The organism is Arthrobacter liuii, assembly GCF_014639275.1.
Lineage (GTDB): Bacteria > Actinomycetota > Actinomycetes > Actinomycetales > Micrococcaceae > Arthrobacter > Arthrobacter liuii.
Genome location: NZ_BMFW01000009.1, coordinates 60,975 through 76,008 on the forward strand (window position 1 = coordinate 60,975; position 15,034 = coordinate 76,008).

General features: G+C 65.4%; 15 protein-coding genes and 1 pseudogene. 9 read left to right on the forward strand and 7 right to left on the reverse strand.

The window, feature by feature from the left end; genetic code table 11:
* Position 1 precedes the first annotated feature (1 nt).
* The gene (locus IEW19_RS11485; protein ID WP_229748438.1) at positions 2 to 1,810 is read right to left on the reverse strand and encodes a glycoside hydrolase family 13 protein; all 1,809 of its coding nucleotides are present in this window, start codon (positions 1,808 to 1,810) and stop codon (positions 2 to 4) included.
* A 140-nt stretch (positions 1,811 to 1,950) separates the two neighbouring features.
* Here IEW19_RS11485 and IEW19_RS11490 point away from each other — a divergent pair, with 140 nt between their 5' ends.
* The 5 genes from IEW19_RS11490 to IEW19_RS11510 all read left to right on the forward strand — a co-directional run bounded on the left by IEW19_RS11490 (position 1,951) and on the right by IEW19_RS11510 (position 6,635).
* Positions 1,951 to 3,240 (forward strand): ABC transporter substrate-binding protein, encoded by a 1,290-nt coding sequence (locus IEW19_RS11490; RefSeq protein ID WP_188571758.1) that lies wholly within the window; start codon positions 1,951 to 1,953, stop codon positions 3,238 to 3,240.
* Positions 3,241 to 3,247: 7 nt separating this feature from the next.
* Positions 3,248 to 4,285: a carbohydrate ABC transporter permease gene (locus tag IEW19_RS11495; RefSeq protein WP_188571759.1), complete on the forward strand. Its 1,038-nt coding sequence runs from the start codon at positions 3,248 to 3,250 to the stop codon at positions 4,283 to 4,285.
* A complete protein-coding gene (locus IEW19_RS11500) occupies positions 4,282 to 5,181 on the forward strand; it encodes a carbohydrate ABC transporter permease (protein WP_188571760.1) in 900 nt (299 codons plus the stop codon). Before IEW19_RS11495 ends, IEW19_RS11500 begins: the two co-directional genes overlap by 4 nt.
* Positions 5,181 to 5,426 carry a hypothetical protein gene (locus IEW19_RS11505; RefSeq protein ID WP_188571827.1) on the forward strand — a complete coding sequence of 82 codons (246 nt, stop codon included), beginning with the start codon at positions 5,181 to 5,183 and terminating at the stop codon, positions 5,424 to 5,426. Before IEW19_RS11500 ends, IEW19_RS11505 begins: the two co-directional genes overlap by 1 nt.
* Before the next feature lie 156 nt (positions 5,427 to 5,582).
* The gene (locus IEW19_RS11510) at positions 5,583 to 6,635 is read left to right on the forward strand and encodes a LacI family DNA-binding transcriptional regulator (RefSeq protein ID WP_188571761.1); all 1,053 of its coding nucleotides are present in this window, start codon (positions 5,583 to 5,585) and stop codon (positions 6,633 to 6,635) included.
* Positions 6,636 to 6,670: 35 nt separating this feature from the next.
* Here the strand turns inward: IEW19_RS11510 and IEW19_RS11515 are convergent, their stop codons facing one another.
* Positions 6,671 to 7,555 (reverse strand): DUF8083 family protein, encoded by an 885-nt coding sequence (locus IEW19_RS11515; protein WP_188571762.1) that lies wholly within the window; start codon positions 7,553 to 7,555, stop codon positions 6,671 to 6,673.
* A gap of 34 nt (positions 7,556 to 7,589) precedes the next feature.
* Positions 7,590 to 8,396 carry an exodeoxyribonuclease III gene (locus IEW19_RS11520; RefSeq protein WP_188571763.1) on the reverse strand — a complete coding sequence of 269 codons (807 nt, stop codon included), beginning with the start codon at positions 8,394 to 8,396 and terminating at the stop codon, positions 7,590 to 7,592.
* Between the two features lie 161 nt (positions 8,397 to 8,557).
* On the opposite strand from IEW19_RS11520, the gene IEW19_RS11525 reads away from it, so the two are divergent.
* The 4 genes and pseudogenes from IEW19_RS11525 to IEW19_RS11540 all read left to right on the forward strand — a co-directional run bounded on the left by IEW19_RS11525 (position 8,558) and on the right by IEW19_RS11540 (position 12,175).
* Positions 8,558 to 9,682, forward strand: coding sequence for an enoyl-CoA hydratase/isomerase family protein (locus IEW19_RS11525; protein ID WP_188571764.1), 1,125 nt, complete (start codon positions 8,558 to 8,560; stop codon positions 9,680 to 9,682).
* Positions 9,675 to 10,694, forward strand: a complete 1,020-nt coding sequence (mmsB, locus tag IEW19_RS11530; protein WP_188571765.1) for a 3-hydroxyisobutyrate dehydrogenase — start codon at positions 9,675 to 9,677, stop codon at positions 10,692 to 10,694. The genes IEW19_RS11525 and mmsB overlap by 8 nt, the downstream gene beginning before the upstream one ends.
* Positions 10,691 to 11,467, forward strand: coding sequence for an enoyl-CoA hydratase (locus IEW19_RS11535; protein ID WP_188571766.1), 777 nt, complete (start codon positions 10,691 to 10,693; stop codon positions 11,465 to 11,467). Before mmsB ends, IEW19_RS11535 begins: the two co-directional genes overlap by 4 nt.
* A gap of 36 nt (positions 11,468 to 11,503) precedes the next feature.
* Positions 11,504 to 12,175 (forward strand): annotated as a pseudogene (locus IEW19_RS11540) (DedA family protein).
* 165 nt (positions 12,176 to 12,340) lie between these two features.
* Here IEW19_RS11540 and IEW19_RS11545 read toward each other — a convergent pair.
* From IEW19_RS11545 to IEW19_RS11560, 4 genes are all read right to left on the reverse strand, one after another.
* On the reverse strand, positions 12,341 to 12,676 hold the full coding sequence (locus IEW19_RS11545) for a hypothetical protein (protein WP_188571767.1): 336 nt from the start codon (positions 12,674 to 12,676) through the stop codon (positions 12,341 to 12,343).
* Between the two features lie 115 nt (positions 12,677 to 12,791).
* On the reverse strand, positions 12,792 to 12,995 hold the full coding sequence (locus tag IEW19_RS11550; RefSeq protein WP_009357211.1) for a cold-shock protein: 204 nt from the start codon (positions 12,993 to 12,995) through the stop codon (positions 12,792 to 12,794).
* Positions 12,996 to 13,159: 164 nt separating this feature from the next.
* Positions 13,160 to 14,353 carry an acetyl-CoA acetyltransferase gene (locus tag IEW19_RS11555; protein ID WP_188571768.1) on the reverse strand — a complete coding sequence of 398 codons (1,194 nt, stop codon included), beginning with the start codon at positions 14,351 to 14,353 and terminating at the stop codon, positions 13,160 to 13,162.
* Positions 14,350 to 15,021 carry a CoA transferase subunit B gene (locus tag IEW19_RS11560; protein ID WP_188571769.1) on the reverse strand — a complete coding sequence of 224 codons (672 nt, stop codon included), beginning with the start codon at positions 15,019 to 15,021 and terminating at the stop codon, positions 14,350 to 14,352. The genes IEW19_RS11555 and IEW19_RS11560 overlap by 4 nt, the downstream gene beginning before the upstream one ends.
* Positions 15,022 to 15,034: the final 13 nt, after the last annotated feature.

The following is a 15,034-nucleotide window of genomic DNA, read 5'->3' on the forward strand; positions in this document are numbered from 1 at the left end:
GCTACTGGACCCGTTGGAGATAGACAGTGCAGTCCACGGGAACTTCCCGCATTGCTGCCCGGTCTTCGGCGGGTTCGGGTCCGCTGGACAGCGCAACGGCATAGCCGTCGGGCACGGGGGCGGAGGCGAAGCCCATGTTGGACACCACCACCACATCTCCGTTCCGGAACGCCAGCAGCCCGCTGTCAGGCTCGTGTTCGTCAGTCCACTCCACGGTGCCGCTGCCCAGCTGCTGGCTTGACCTGAAGGCAAGGGCCGCCCGGTACAACTCCAGTGTGGAGCCTTCCTCTCCGTCCTGCTGGTCTGCGGCCAGGGGGCCGAAACTTCCCGGCTGGGGCAGCCAGGGCCCGGAAGCGTCCGCGGAAAGTGTCCCAGAGAAGCCAAAACCGGGCTGGTCCCCGGCCCACGGAAGGGGGACGCGGCAGCCGTCACGGCCGATTTCGGCGCCCTGCGTCCGGAAGAACGTTGGGTCCTGCCTGGCAGCGTCGGGAAGTGTCGTGTGTTCCGGAAGCCCCAGCTCCTCGCCCTGGTAAAGGTAGGCCGAGCCCGGCAGCGCCAGGGCAACCAGCGTCGCGGCACGTGCCCGGGCAAGGCCCAGGGCCGCGTCGGGCTGTTCGTCTTGGGCGCCAATGCCTTTGGGGAAAGTGGTGGGGTCCTTGAGCCCGAACCGGGTGGCGTGCCGCACGGTGTCGTGGTTGCTGAGCACCCAGGTACACGGAGCCCCCACGGATGCTGCCGCTGCCAGGGATGCGTCGATGGCTTCTGCCATGCGCTCGGCATCCCATCCGGCCAGCAGGAAATCGAAGTTGAAGGCCTGCTGCATTTCATCTGGCCGGACGTACCGGGCCAGGCGCTCGGCAGGTTCCACCCAGGCCTCAGCCACCATCATCCGGTCCCCGCCATATTCGGCCAGGACCCGGTTCCAGTCCCGGTAGATGGCATGAACCCCATCCTGGTCGAAGAAGGGGGACGGCGGATACATCGGGGACACCGCCCTGTGCGGTTCCTGGGCATCAGTGTGGGCATGGGGAGCATCACCCGGCAGGTGGCTCTCCAGCCGCGGAGCGGAGGTTCCTTCCACCATGGCTGCCACGCCCTCCCAGTCCGGAAGTCCTGCCTCCTTAACCAGGCCGTGGGCAACGTCCACCCGGAAACCGTCCGCGCCACGGTCCAGCCAGAAGCGCAATACCGAGCGCATTTCCTCCTGCACTTCCGGGTTTTCCCAGTTCAGGTCAGGCTGCTTGGTGTCGAAGAGGTGCAGGTACCACTGGCCCGGCGACCCGTCGGCGTCGGTTAACCGGCTCCAGGCAGGGCCGCCGAAAACAGATTTCCAGTTATTGGGGGCGCGTTTGCCGTCCCCGGATCCCGGTACCTCGTCCTTGCCATCCCGGAACATGTACCGGTTGCGTTCCGGGCTTCCCGGGGCCGCCGCGAGGGCCTCCCGGAACCACACGTGTTCGTCCGATGTGTGGTTGGGAACCAGGTCCACGATGACCTTCAGGCCGCGGCGGTGAGCTTCCTGCAACATGGCATCGAAGTCGGCCAGGGACCCAAAAAGCGGGTCCACTTGCCGGTAGTCTGCTACATCGTAGCCGCCGTCGGCCTGCGGCGACTTGTAGAATGGGGACAGCCAGATGGCGTCCACTCCCAGCCCCGCAAGATAGGGGAGCCGGTCAAGGACACCGCGGATGTCGCCCATCCCATCGCCGTTGCCGTCGGCAAAGGACCGGGGATAGATCTGGTAGACGACGGCGTCCGTCCACCAGGCATAGGGCATTTGGCGGGGCTCCGGAACGGTTGGGTCGGGCATTTGGTTCCCCTCTGATAACTTTTTGATGTAAACGCTTGCATTCTCGACAGCAACGTTACTAGTGTGATGGTCACCACATCAACCTCACCTAGCAAACGCACTGTCGACTTACTTGTCACTCAGCGAGGAGCTTCAAGCTAATGAAAACCCCGAGATTCCTGCTTCCGGCTGCTACCGCCGGCATTCTGGCCCTGACGTTGTCCGCCTGCGGTGGCGGAGGTGGAGGTGGCACCACGGGCGGCGGAGGCAGCGACGCCGATCAAAACCTTGACGCCCGCGGCCCCATCACGTTCGTCCAGGGCAAGGACAACAACAATGTGATCCGCCCCCTCATCGATAAGTGGAATGCGGCTCACAAGGATGAGCAGGTCACCTTCAAGGAGCAGACCGACCAGGCAGACCAGCAGCACGATGACCTGGTCCAGCACTTCCAGGCCAAGCAGTCCGACTACGACGTGACCGACGTGGACGTCGTTTGGACGGCAGAGTTTGCCGCCAAGGGGTGGCTGCAGCCGCTGAAGGACAAGATGGCGGTTGACACGGGTGCCATGCTCCCGGCCACAGTGAACAGTGCCACCTATAAAGGCACTCTGTACGCCGCACCGCGCACTTCCGATGGCGGTATCCTCTTCTACCGCAAGGACCTGGTTCCCAACGCGCCCAAGACCTGGGACGAGATGATGGGCATGTGCTCCGTCGCCAAAGCCAACAACATCGGCTGCTACGCGGGACAGTTCAGCAAGTACGAGGGCCTGACTGTCAATGCTTCCGAAGCCATCAACTCCGCCGGCGGCTCAGTCCTTGACAAGGACGGCAAGCCCAGCCTGAACACCCCAGAGGCAAAGGCGGGCCTGGGTAACCTGGCCACGGCCTACTCGAATGGCAACATTCCCAAGGAAGCAATCACCTACAAGGAAGAGGACAGCCGCCAGGCGTTCCAGAGCGGCAAGCTCCTGTTCCTGCGCAACTGGCCCTACGTCTACAGCCTCATGAGCACTGAAGGTTCGTCGGCTGTGAAGGACAAGTTTGGCATGGCTGCCCTTCCGGGCAAGGACGGCCCCGGTGCCTCGTCCCTGGGCGGCCACAACACCGCAATCAGTGTCTACTCCAAGCACAAGGCCACCGCCCTGGATTTCGTGAAGTTCCTGACCTCCGCCGAGAGTGAGAAGTTCTACGCTACGCAGGGCTCGCTGGCTCCGGTCCTTGGATCGCTGTACACGGACCAGGACCTTGTCGCCAAGCTGCCCTACCTGCCGGTCCTGAAGACGTCCATCGAGAAGGCTGTGCCCCGTCCCGTGACGCCTTTCTACCCGGCTGTTACAAAGGCAATCCAAGACAACGCATACTCCGCAATCAAGGGAGAGAAGTCAGTGGAAACCGCACTTTCTGACATGCAGAAGTCCATCGAGTCCGCCGGTGCGGGATCGTAGTTCTGCCATGGCAACCGAGCTAGGCCCGACGCCGGTCAAGGCACCGGCGTCGGGCGGTACCCCCGTCCATCACGCCCCTAAGGGTGTGGGGGAAGACAATAGGATCGCAAGCCAGGGCCGCTGGGCGGCCTGGCTGCTCGCCCCGACCATCGTCGCCCTGGCCGTGGTGATCGTTTACCCCATCATTAGCGCCATCGTCATGTCGTTCCAGAAGGACGCCGGCCTGGATCCCGCTACCGGCCTGTTCACCGCAGGCGGACCGGCAGGCATCCAAAACTACGTGAACTGGCTTGCGCAGCAGTGTTCGGCGCCATCGGGCGGAACCGTCGCCTGTCCGCCCGGCACCCTGGGCGGACAGTTCTGGTCCGCCACGGCCACCACGTTCTTCTTCACAGTGGTGACGGTGGCGTTCGAAACCGTCCTGGGCTTCTGGATGGCCATGATCATGGCGCGCACGTTCCGAGGCCGGAGCCTGGTCCGCGCCGCCGTGCTGGTGCCGTGGGCCATCCCTACCGCCGTGACGGCCAAGCTTTGGTTCTTCATCTTCGCTTTTGAGGGCATCGCCAACAAGCTGTTCAACACCACTATCCTGTGGACGGGCAGCGAGTGGCCGGCCAAGTGGGCCGTGGTCATTGCGGACGTCTGGAAGACGACGCCGTTCATGGCGCTGTTGATCCTTGCCGGGCTGCAGATGATTCCGGCGGAAGTGTATGAGGCTGCAAAGGTCGACGGAACCACCGCCTGGCAGCGGTTCCGGTTGATCACCTTGCCGCTGGTAAAGCCGGCGCTCATGGTGGCCATCCTGTTCCGTACCCTGGATGCGCTGCGCATGTTCGACCTGCCGTACATCCTCACCGGCGGGGCGAACAACACCACCACCTTGTCCATCCTGGTGATCAACCAGATCAGGCAAGGCTTCAACTCGGCGGCAGCACTGTCCACCATCACATTCATCATCATCTTCCTCGTCGCCTTCATCTTTGTCCGCTTCCTCGGGGCAAATGTGGTTGAGCAGAGCGGCGCCTCAGGAAAGGGGAAGAAATGACCACGGCAACGGCAGACGCCTCAGCGCTGCGCGCCCAGCAGGACAAGGGCCGCAAGGCAGCCCAGAACCGCGAAAAATGGGCCCAGGGGCGCACCTATATCAGCGCCGTCGTGATCCTGTTCTGGTGCCTGGCGCCAGCCTACTGGATGGTGGTCACCGCGTTCCGCGAGGTCGGTTTCACCTACGACACGTCCATCCTTCCCACCCACGTCACCCTGGACAACTTCAAAACCGCTTTTGACACGTCGTTCGGCAACAGGTTCGGCCAGGCCCTGTTGAACAGTGTGTTCATCGGCGGGGTGGTGACGATTGTGTCCCTGCTGATCGGCGTGTTTGCGGCCTACGCGCTGGCCCGGTTGAATTTTCGTGGCAAGTTCCTGGTGCTCGGCTTCATCCTGGGAGCCTCGATGTTCCCCGGCGTTGCCCTGATCACCCCGCTCTTCCAGCTGTTCACCAACATCGGCTGGATGGGCACCTACCAGGCCCTGATTATCCCGAACATCTCCTTCGTGCTCCCGCTGACGGTCTACACCATGACCTCGTTCTTCCGGGAAATGCCGTGGGAGCTGGAGGAATCAGCCCGCGTCGACGGGTGCACGCAGGGACAGGCATTCCGTAAGGTCATCATGCCCCTGGCAGCACCGGCGATCTTCACCACGGCCATCCTGGCATTCATTTCGTCGTGGAATGAGTTCCTGATTGCCAGCCAGCTGTCCAGTGACGCAACCCAGCCGGTGACCGTGGCCATCGCCAACTTCGCCGGTGCACAGCCCAACCAGATCCCTTACACAGCCATCATGGCCGCAGGCACCATCGTCACCATCCCGCTGGTGATCCTGGTACTGGTCTTCCAGCGCAAGATTGTCGCCGGCCTCACGGCAGGTGCAGTCAAGTGATGCACAACGGTTCCCGTCCCCGTACACGGGGGGCGGGAAACCGCAGCCGGCTGGTCCGCTCGGGCGAAGATTTCGACATCATCATCGGCTTCCTCGCATTCTGGGCCCTGGTCCTCCTTGTAGTCACGGTGTGGATGGAAGTTACCGCCCAGCCCGCTCTTGGATGGGCGCTGGGACTGCTGGCAGCACTGCTGGCGTTGTATGGCATGGTCCGGCTGCGCCGAAAACTTCCCGCCCGCCGGTAGGCGCGCCGACCGCCACGGCAACCGCTGCAACAAGTGCCCGTCGTGGCAATGCGTGAGTTACCACTGCCCGTCCGCGTAATGGAAAAATACAGGGCCGGGGGGAACGCAGGGCCAGCCGGCCCTACGCCGAAAAGGAGTTAAAGAGGGGGACTCAGAGTGGCACGGACAACCGAAAGGTCCCAGCGGGGCGGCCATAATGGCGTCAGTATCGAGGACGTGGCGGCGGCCGCCGGAGTCTCAACAGCCACTGTCTCCCGCGCGGTGCGCGGGTTGCCCCGCGTCTCGCCGGCCACCCGGGAGAAGATCCTGGAGGTGGCCGGGAACCTGGGCTACGTGGCATCCTCCTCGGCCTCCGGCCTGGCCACGGGACGGACCAAAACCATCGGCGTCCTGGCTCCATTCGTCAGCCGTTGGTTCTTCTCCAAAGCCATTGAGGGCGCCGACCGTGAGCTGCATGCCCGGCACTACAACCTCTCACTTTTCAACCTGGGCGGCCACGGGAGCAACCGTGAGCGGCTCTTCAGCAAGACCATGGTCTACAAGCAGATCGATGCCCTCCTGGTTCTGTGTATGGCGCTTACCCACGAGGAGATCGAGCACCTGCAAAAGATCGACATCCCCCTGGTCGTGGTGGGAGGACACGTCGAGGAGTGCTTCTACATCGGCATTGACGACTATGCCGCCGCCTCCACGGCGGTCCGGCACCTGATCGACCTGGGGCACCGGGACATCGCCCTCCTGCATGGCGACGACGAGACCGACCTGAACTTCGACGTCCCCCGCGTGCGCATCCTGGCGTTCAAGGACGTCATGGCGGCGGCCAGCCTGCCCACCCGGCCCGAATGGGACGAATGGGGGGATTTTACGGTCCGCAGCGGCCAGGAGGCCTTCCGCCGCCTGTGGGCCAGGCCCGGAGAGAAGCCCACGGCAATTTTTTGCGCCTCGGACGAGATGGCCATGGGGGTCATCTTCGAGGCAAGCCGGATGGGCGTCAGCGTTCCCGGCGAACTGTCCGTAGTGGGCATCGACAACCACGATTTCGCTGAGGCCATGGGCCTGACTACCGTTGGACAACGCCCGGACGAGCAGGCAGAGCTGGCCACCAAGATGCTTCTTGACGAACTGGACGGCGAGTCCGGATCGGTCCGCTTCGCCGTGGCACCCCATGAACTCATCATCCGGCGCACCACGGCCCCGCCCAGGAATTAGCCCTGCCGAAGAATTGGGCCCGACCGGAAACCGAATCAGGACGCGCGCGCCAGTTGCCGGATGGGAATCCAGCGCGAGGCCAGCCGGCGGTAGGCCGCAGCGGCACCTGTCATGTCACCCTCCGCCAGGCATTCAATGCCGAGCCTGATATCCATGGGGGACTCGTCCGGATAGACCTTGTCCGCCACGGCGCCATAGTCCAGTTCCACCATGGAGTCCACGTGGAACTGCTCAAGCCATGCCGTCAGCTGGGCCAGGTCATCGAGCATGTCCAGGTCCGGGGCGGCGAGCGCCAAATTGGCCACGGCGTACCGGGCCCGCTCCAGGGCATCGGTGATGGAGGTCCAGACGCGGACGGTGAGGATGCGCCCGGCGGCCTCCACCACATCCTTGCGGTCGGATTCCATGAACAGCGAGAACCAGCTGAAGGGGATGCCCCAGGTGGAGGCCCGGGTGTGTACGCGGATGGATCCGTCCCGGGCCTTCACCAGGTCGATCCGCTCCTGGTGCCGGTCCCGTTGCTCCTCCGGGATCAGCAGTTCCGCCAGCGGTCCATGGATTCCCTCCATGAGGGCGTTGGCGGCCAGCCCGGCGCGCAGGACAAGCTGGCTGGGGCAGTACAGGAGGACGGGATCGGTGTCGGCGTCAGCACCGTCTTCGGACGTTCCGCCATCCGGAGCGGCGGTGACGCGCACCAGGTCGGTGCGCCCGGTGGGGAAAGGGTCCCCGCCGGAGCGGGTGATGCGTCCCAGCGAGGCCAGCAGTTCAGCGTTTTCGACGGCGGCACGCGAGACAGCGTGCGCCCCGGCCGCCTGCAGGGCGGGGCGTTGTTCCTCCGGGAAGGCTTCCAAGGGTTCGTAGACGCGCAGGGTGGAGGAAAAAGGCAGGCCTGCCTGGCCCCGGTAGAGGTTTCCCGTCATGACGGTCTCCTTGGATGGGTGCCGGGTGCAGTCATCAGTCCGCCAGTTCCACCAGCACCGGAGCGTGGTCCGAGGCGCCCTTGCCCTTGCGTTCCTCGCGGTCGATGGAGGCGCCGGTGACCCGCGCGGCCAGGGCCGGGGAAGCCAGGACGAAGTCGATCCGCATGCCTTCCTTCTTGGGGAACCGCAGCTGCGTGTAGTCCCAGTAGGTGTAGACGCCGGGGCCCGGCGTGTAGGGGCGCACCACGTCGGTGTAGCCGGCAGCTTCGAATGCGTGGAACGCCTCCCGCTCCGGCGGGCTGACGTGCGTGGACCGGTTGTTGATGAACAGCTCGATGTCCCAGACGTCGTCGTCGAAGGGTGCGATGTTCCAGTCACCCATCAGGGCCACCTGCGCCTGGGGGTTGTTCGTGACCAGGGCCTGGGCGTGTGTCTTCAGGCTTTCCAGCCACTTGAGCTTGTACGGCATGTGTTCGTCGTCCAGCGAGCGGCCGTTGGGGACGTAAAGGCTCCAGACGCGGACGCCGGCGCAGGTTGCAGCCATGGCACGAGCTTCCTGGACGGGATCCTTGCCGGCCTTGCCGAACATGGGCTGGTCCAGGAACGTCCGTTCCACGTCCTCGAGCCCCACCCGGGACGCGATGGCCACGCCGTTCCACTGGTTCACACCGAAGTGGGCCACCTCGTAGCCCATCCGTTCAAACAGCTCCCACGGAAAGTTCTCGTCCTTGCACTTGGTCTCCTGGATGGCCAGGACATCGCAGTCGCTGCGCTCGAGCCAGGCTTCAACACGGTCGGCACGGGCACGGAGCGAATTCACATTCCAGGTAGCTATCTTCACGGTTCCTAACTTACCTTGGCAGCCGCGCGCCGGGTAAAGCCTCGGAAGCCCCTGGCCCGGGATGCCCGTGCAGTTGGTCCCCGGCAGGAAAGGGCGGGTATATTCGCAACAGAATGAGCTGGATCACACATCCGGCCACCATGCGAAGGAGCACCCAGCCGATGACCGCAGCCACGGACAACACAAGTGACAGCGCGGCAGGGGGCCGGGGCGCGGAAGTGCTCTTTGGGCGCCGCGGCCGGCTCGGCGTCATTACCCTGAACCGGCCCCGCGCGGTCAATGCGCTCACGGCGGGAATGGTGGACCTGCTCCTGCGGCAGCTCACCGAATGGGCAGCGGACGACGGCGTGGCCACCGTCCTGGTGCAGGGCGCCGGGGAGCGGGGCCTGTGCGCCGGCGGAGACATCGTGGCCATGTACCGGGACATGCTGCACGGCGGAAACAGCACCGCGGAGTTCTGGCAGGCCGAGTACCGCCTCAACGCGCTGATTGCCCGGTACCCCAAACCATACGTTGCCCTCATGGACGGCCTGGTCCTTGGCGGCGGGGTGGGCATCTCGGCGCACGGTACCGTCCGTGTGGTCACCGAACGGACCAAGATGGGAATGCCCGAGACCACCATTGGGTTCGCGCCCGACGTCGGCGGGACCTTCCTGCTTTCGCACGCACCAGGCGAGGCGGGAACCCATGCGGCCCTGACCGGAGCGCATCTCGGCGCGGGGGATGCCCTGTTCCTGGGCCTTGCCGACCACTACGTTCCGTCGCAGGCGCTGCCCCGGCTGGTGGCGTCGCTGGAAAACGAAAGCCCGAAAGACGCCGTCGCCCGTTATGCCGGGGAACCCCCTGCTTCGGTGCTGGCAGGGCAGCGGGACTGGATCGATGCGTGCTACGCCTCGGACGACGCAGGGGAGATCGTTGCCCGCCTCCGGTCCTGGACCGGGCCCGGGCAGGACGATGCCGTTGAGGCCGCCAGGACGATCGAAGCCAAGTCACCCACGTCGGTCAAGGTCACCCTGGCGTCCCTGCGCCGTGCTGCAAACCTGAGCCTGGAAGAAGCCCTGGCCCAGGAGTACCGGGCAGGAATCCGCTTCCTGGCCGGACCTGATTTCCGCGAAGGAATCCGCGCCCAGGTGGTGGACAAAGACAGGAACCCGCAGTGGAAACCGGCAACGCTGGCCGAGGTGCTGCCCCACCAGGTGGACAGGTTCCTCCAGCCGCTGGACGGCGGGGAGCTGGACTTGCGGCCACGGCCGGAACTGCAAGTGGAGGAGCCAGACCATGCCTGAAAAAAGCCGCGTGGCCTTCCTGGGCCTTGGACACATGGGCGGTCCCATGGCCCGGAACCTGGTCCGGGCCGGTTACCGGGTGACCGGTTTCGACGTGGTGCCGTCCGCCCTGGAAGCGGCGCAGGCGCAGGGTGTTCCCGTGGCCGGTACGGCGGTGGCTGCATTGGCCGGCGCCGACGTCGTGCTGACGATGTTCCCCAGCGGGCAGCACGTCCTTGACGCCTACCGGGGCGGCGCTGGGCACCCCGGGCTGCCGGCGGAACCCGGACTGCTGGCCGCGGCGCCCCCTGGGACCATGTTCCTGGACTGCTCCACCATCAACGTCGACGAGGCCAGGGAAGCCGCCCGCCTGGCCATCGGGGCAGGCCACCGCTCCGTCGACGCTCCAGTGTCCGGTGGCGTGGTCGGAGCCGAGGCAGGGACCTTGACCTTCATGGCCGGCGGCGACGAGGCAGACTTTGAGGCGGTGCGGCCGCTCCTGGAGGTTATGGGCAGGCGCGCGGTGCACTGCGGCGGCCACGGGGCTGGACAGGCTGCCAAAATCTGCAACAACCTCATCCTGGGCGTCTCCATGATCGCAGTCAGCGAGGCTTTCGTCCTCGGCGAAAAGCTGGGACTGGCCCACCAGGCCTTGTTCGACGTCGCCTCCGCCGCGTCCGGCCAGTGCTGGGCACTGACCACCAACTGTCCCGTGCCCGGACCGGTCCCCACCAGCCCCGCCAATAGCGATTACCAGCCGGGGTTTGCCTCAGCGCTCATGGCCAAGGACCTCAATCTCGCCGTCAACGCGCTCCACGGCACTGGGGTGGCGGGACAGATGGGAGCGCTCGCAGCCCGGATCTACGATAAGTTTGCCGCGGAAGGTGGCGCGGGCCGCGACTTCTCAGCGATCATCACGGACATCCGCGGCGCATTGGAGCAGCAAGCCGGGGCAGCGGACGGGTCCACCGGCACGGAGGGTCCGCGCCGGCGCGGAACCACAACAGCACACGACGACGGGAGCCCCGAATGACGGAGTATGCCAACATCCTGGTGGAGCAGCAGGGCAGGGTAGGGCTGGTGACCCTCAACAGGCCCGCGGCGCTGAACGCGTTGAACAAAGCCACCATGGAAGAGTTGGTGGCCGCCGTCACCGCCATGGATTCCGATCCCGGCGTGGGTGCGGTGGTGATCACCGGCTCGGGCAAGGCCTTCGCGGCCGGAGCCGACATCAAGGAGATGGCGGAACAGGGGTATATGGACATGTACGCGGCGGACTGGTTCCGGGGCTGGGAGGACTTCACCCGGCTGCGGATTCCCACCGTCGCTGCGGTGTCAGGCTTTGCCTTGGGCGGCGGCTGCGAACTGGCGATGATGTGCGACCTCATCATCGCCGGCGACAACGCGAAATTCGGCCAGCCGGAAATCAACCTGGCGGTGCTGCCTGGAATGGGCGGATCGCAGCGGCTCACCCGGGCTGTGGGCAAGGCGAAGGCCATGGACATGATCCTCACCGGCAGGTTCATCGAGGCAGGCGAAGCGGACCGTTGCGGGTTGGTTTCCCGGGTGGTTCCGGCAGCTGATGTGGTGTCCGAGGCACTCAAAGTGGCCGGAGTGATCGCTGCCAAGTCGAAGCCTGCGGCGATGGCCGCGAAGGAGGCCGTCAACGCTGCCTTCGAAACAGGGCTGGCGCAGGGGGTCCTGTTCGAACGTCGGCTCTTCCACTCCCTGTTCGCCACCGAGGACCAGAAGGAAGGCATGGCGGCCTTCGCCGAAAAGCGCCAGCCGGAGTTCAAGCACAGGTAACCAGGGCCGGGAACGGGACAGGCGTATGTGGACATCATGACCGCTGCAGCCAGCCCCACTGAGGGACTCACAGGACTTGTGGGCTTTGCGGCCAGTGCCATCGACAATCTGGGGGAGTGGGGCGTGGGGGCCTTCACGCTCGCGGAGACGGTGGTACCTCCCATTCCCAGCGAGGTGATCCTGCCGCTGGCGGGCTACCTTGCCAACCAGGGCTCCCTGAACGTCTTCCTTGTCTTTGCCACCAGCACCCTTGGCGCATACCTGGGGGCGCTGTTGCTCTACTGGCTGGGAGCCAAACTGGGGCTGGAGCGCTCCATCCGATGGTTGTCCAAGCTGCCCTTGGTGGACCGTGAAGACTTCGAGCGTGCGGCAGGCTGGTTCCACCGGCACGGCAGGTCGTCCATCTTCTTCGGCCGGCTCCTGCCCGGCGCCCGCAGCCTGATTTCACTGCCGGCGGGAGCGGCCGCCATGTCCTTCGGAACCTTCAGCCTCTTTACCCTTGCCGGCAGCGGGCTCTGGAACGGCGCCCTGATCGGCCTGTGCTACCTCCTGGGTACCCAGTAGAGGCTCATCGAGGAGTATTCCCGGTTCCTGGACTATGCCGTCTACGCTGGATTGGCCGTTGCCGTGGTCCTGCTCGTCGTCCGCCGGACTAAAAGGGCCAAAGCTGGACGGGCGGGGACCAAGAACGCCCAGGACCAGCGCTGACCCCGGCCCGGCAGCTTGTGTCCTACAGGTGCTTCCCGGCAAAACTGCGGAGCGCGACCCGCGCGAAGCGCGCACCCTCCACTACGCCGTAATTCGCGGCGAAGCGTGGGTCTTCCGCATACACGTCCGCCAACCCCGCGAGGTATTCCTTGATGTGCTGGATCGTCAGGGGGCGGGCCGGTCGCGGGGTGCGCGGTGCCGGGCCTGGGCCACCAGCCGGGTGAACGCGAAAACAAAGACTGCCTCGATCAGCAGCATGAGGCCCAACAGCAGCCACTGTTGCCGGGCGATGAAGACGATGCACCCTGTCAGGGCCAGGATCGTTCCCAGTGCCAGCGCGTAGATGGCGAAGCCGACTGCGACCCGGGCGCTGCGTACCCCGGTGCGGAAGCCAAAGCCGTGCGGCTCGCCGCCGGGCTGTCCCGGGACGCGGTCAGGAGCGGCGGGGCCGAGCGCGTCGAACTCCTCCCACGGGTCCCTGTCCTGGTCCTGTCCGGTCATGGATCCATTATCCCAAAACCGAAAAGCACTGCCGCCCAAAAACAGCGGCTCCTCCAACGTGTGTTGGAGGAGCCGCTGGATGGGGTCCCGGCAGCTGCCGGTGCCTTCCGAAGACTTAGAGCGGGCGGATGTTCTCTGCCTGCGGGCCCTTGGGGCCCTGGGTCACATCGAATTCGACCTTCTGGTTCTCGTCCAGTGAGCGGTATCCGCTGGTGGCGATTGCCGAGTAGTGGGCGAAAACGTCAGCGGACCCGTCATCGGGGGCAATGAAGCCAAAACCCTTTTCGGCGTTGAACCATTTAACTGTGCCTGTTGCCATGGCTGCATTCCTTCATGTGACTCTGATTCTCTCCCCGGGAATCGCCCCGGGGTGTGCGGGAGTTAGTCCCCCACCTCCCCAACGTACGGGGCGCAGGGCCCGGGTGCAAGGGTAAGCGCCATAATCGGCCCTCAGCGCATGCCTTCACGGCGGATTGCGGTGGACTAGACGGCCTCGAGGATGCTGACGTAGTTGGCTATGCCCACGCCGCCCATATTCTGGACGGCAGCGCGGCGCGGAGCTGCGAGCTGCATGTCGCCCGCGGTGCCGGTGAGCTGCATGGCCGCCAGGACATGCTGCGACACCCCGGTGGCGCCGACCGGGTGGCCTTTGGCTTTGAGGCCGCCTGAGACGTTGACCGGCAGCTTTCCGTCCTTGAACACCCAGCCCTCATCAAGCGCCCTGGCCCCCTGGCCAGGTTCGGCCAGGCCCATGGCCTCATACATGACCAGCTCGGCAATGGTGAAGCAGTCGTGGACTTCTGCGAGGTCCAGGTCCTCGATCCCGACGCCGGCCATCGCCAGGGCACGCTGCCAGGAGACCCGGGTGGCCTCGAAGGCCGTGGGGTCCCGGCGTGCGGCAGGGAAGAAGTCGTTGGCCTGGCCGAAGCCTGCGAGCCGCACGGGGGAGGCCGTTCCGCCCGTGGCGGAGGTGGACAGCACGACGGCGGCAGCACCGTCGGAGACGGGCGAACAGTCAGTGCGGCGCAGGGGATCGGCAACCATCGGGTTCTTGTCCGATACCGTCCGGCAGAACTCCTCGCCGAGGTCCTTGCGGAGCTGGGCGTACGGGTTGTCCACGCCGTTGCGGTGGTTCTTGGCCGCGATGGTGCCCAGGACATCGCCAAGCCTCCCGTCCGTGTCATAGCGCTTGGCGTAGTGCTTGGCCACCTCGGCGAAGAGACCCGTGAAACCCGTGGTGGAGGGCTTGCCGGCCGTGTCGTAGTCGGCGCCGAGCAGTGCGGCACCAACGACGTCGGCGCCGGCGTGGGTCATCTTTTCGGCGCCGATGACCAGGACAGTCCTGGCAGTCCCGGCCAGCAGCGACTTGGTGCCCTGCTGGAATGCGGCTGAGCCCGAGGCGCAGGCGTTCTCCACGCGGGTGGCGGGAACGTTGGCCAGGTCCGGGGAGACCTGCAGCGCCAGCGAGGACGGGAACGCCAGCGGCATCATGCCGGAGTTGAACTGGCCCACATAGATCTCATCGATTTGGCCGGGTTCTATCCCCGCCGTGCTGATGGCGTCCGTGGCCACCTGCACGATCAGTGATTCCAGGGTGTCGTCGGCAAGCTTCCCGAACCTGCTGTGCCCCCAGCCGGTAATCAGGACATCCTTGCCGAACTGGTCCTTCAGGCTCATGCCGCCACTTCCTTCTCATCCAGCCGGATGTCGAAGCCGGCTTCGGTCTTCTCCCGGATCTCCTCTTCGGAGACCCCCGGTGCCAGCCTTGTCAGCGTGAGCCGCCGGCCGCCGTCGTCCGTCCTGTAAAGGTCGAAGACAGCGAGGTCGCTGATGATCCGGTCCACGCAGCTGAGCCCGGTCAGGGGGAGCGTGCATTCGCGGACGATCTTCGCGGTGCCGTCCTTGGCATTGTGCTCGGTGAGGACCACCACGCGCGGTGTTCCGGCCACCAGGTCCATGGCCCCGCCCATGCCCTTGACCATCTTGCCCGGGATGGTCCAGTTGGCCAGGTCGCCGTTGCCGGAGACCTGCATGGCGCCCAGGATGGCCACCTTGACGTGGCCGCCGCGGATCATGCCGAACGAGGTGGCAGAGTCGAAGATGCTCCCGCCCGGCAGCACCGTGACGGTCTGCTTGCCGGCGTTGATGAGGTCCGCGTCCTCCTCGCCTTCATAGGGGAACGGTCCCATGCCGAGCAGGCCGTTCTCGCTCTGCAGGACCACCCGCACGCCCTCGGGCAGGTTGTTGGCCACCAGCGTGGGGATGCCGATCCCGAGGTTCACGTAGTCGCCGTCGTTCAGTTCCTCGGCCGCGATCGCAGCCATTTCATCCCTGGTCCATCCCATGGGTTTCTCCTTA

What these genes read in the sequence shown, in the direction of transcription:
- mmsB (WP_188571765.1), top strand. Translation starts at nt 9,675, where the DNA reads ATGCCTGAAAAAAGCCGCGTGGCCTTCCTGGGCCTTGGACACATGGGC.
- IEW19_RS11555 (WP_188571768.1), bottom strand. Translation starts at nt 14,353, where the DNA reads ATGAGCCTGAAGGACCAGTTCGGCAAGGATGTCCTGATTACCGGCTGG.
- IEW19_RS11500 (WP_188571760.1), top strand. Translation starts at nt 4,282, where the DNA reads ATGACCACGGCAACGGCAGACGCCTCAGCGCTGCGCGCCCAGCAGGAC.
- IEW19_RS11495 (WP_188571759.1), top strand. Translation starts at nt 3,248, where the DNA reads ATGGCAACCGAGCTAGGCCCGACGCCGGTCAAGGCACCGGCGTCGGGC.
- IEW19_RS11545 (WP_188571767.1), bottom strand. Translation starts at nt 12,676, where the DNA reads ATGACCGGACAGGACCAGGACAGGGACCCGTGGGAGGAGTTCGACGCG.
- IEW19_RS11560 (WP_188571769.1), bottom strand. Translation starts at nt 15,021, where the DNA reads ATGGGATGGACCAGGGATGAAATGGCTGCGATCGCGGCCGAGGAACTG.
- IEW19_RS11535 (WP_188571766.1), top strand. Translation starts at nt 10,691, where the DNA reads ATGACGGAGTATGCCAACATCCTGGTGGAGCAGCAGGGCAGGGTAGGG.
- IEW19_RS11525 (WP_188571764.1), top strand. Translation starts at nt 8,558, where the DNA reads ATGACCGCAGCCACGGACAACACAAGTGACAGCGCGGCAGGGGGCCGG.
- IEW19_RS11485 (WP_229748438.1), bottom strand. Translation starts at nt 1,810, where the DNA reads ATGCCCGACCCAACCGTTCCGGAGCCCCGCCAAATGCCCTATGCCTGG.
- IEW19_RS11505 (WP_188571827.1), top strand. Translation starts at nt 5,181, where the DNA reads ATGCACAACGGTTCCCGTCCCCGTACACGGGGGGCGGGAAACCGCAGC.
- IEW19_RS11550 (WP_009357211.1), bottom strand. Translation starts at nt 12,995, where the DNA reads ATGGCAACAGGCACAGTTAAATGGTTCAACGCCGAAAAGGGTTTTGGC.
- IEW19_RS11515 (WP_188571762.1), bottom strand. Translation starts at nt 7,555, where the DNA reads ATGACGGGAAACCTCTACCGGGGCCAGGCAGGCCTGCCTTTTTCCTCC.
- IEW19_RS11490 (WP_188571758.1), top strand. Translation starts at nt 1,951, where the DNA reads ATGAAAACCCCGAGATTCCTGCTTCCGGCTGCTACCGCCGGCATTCTG.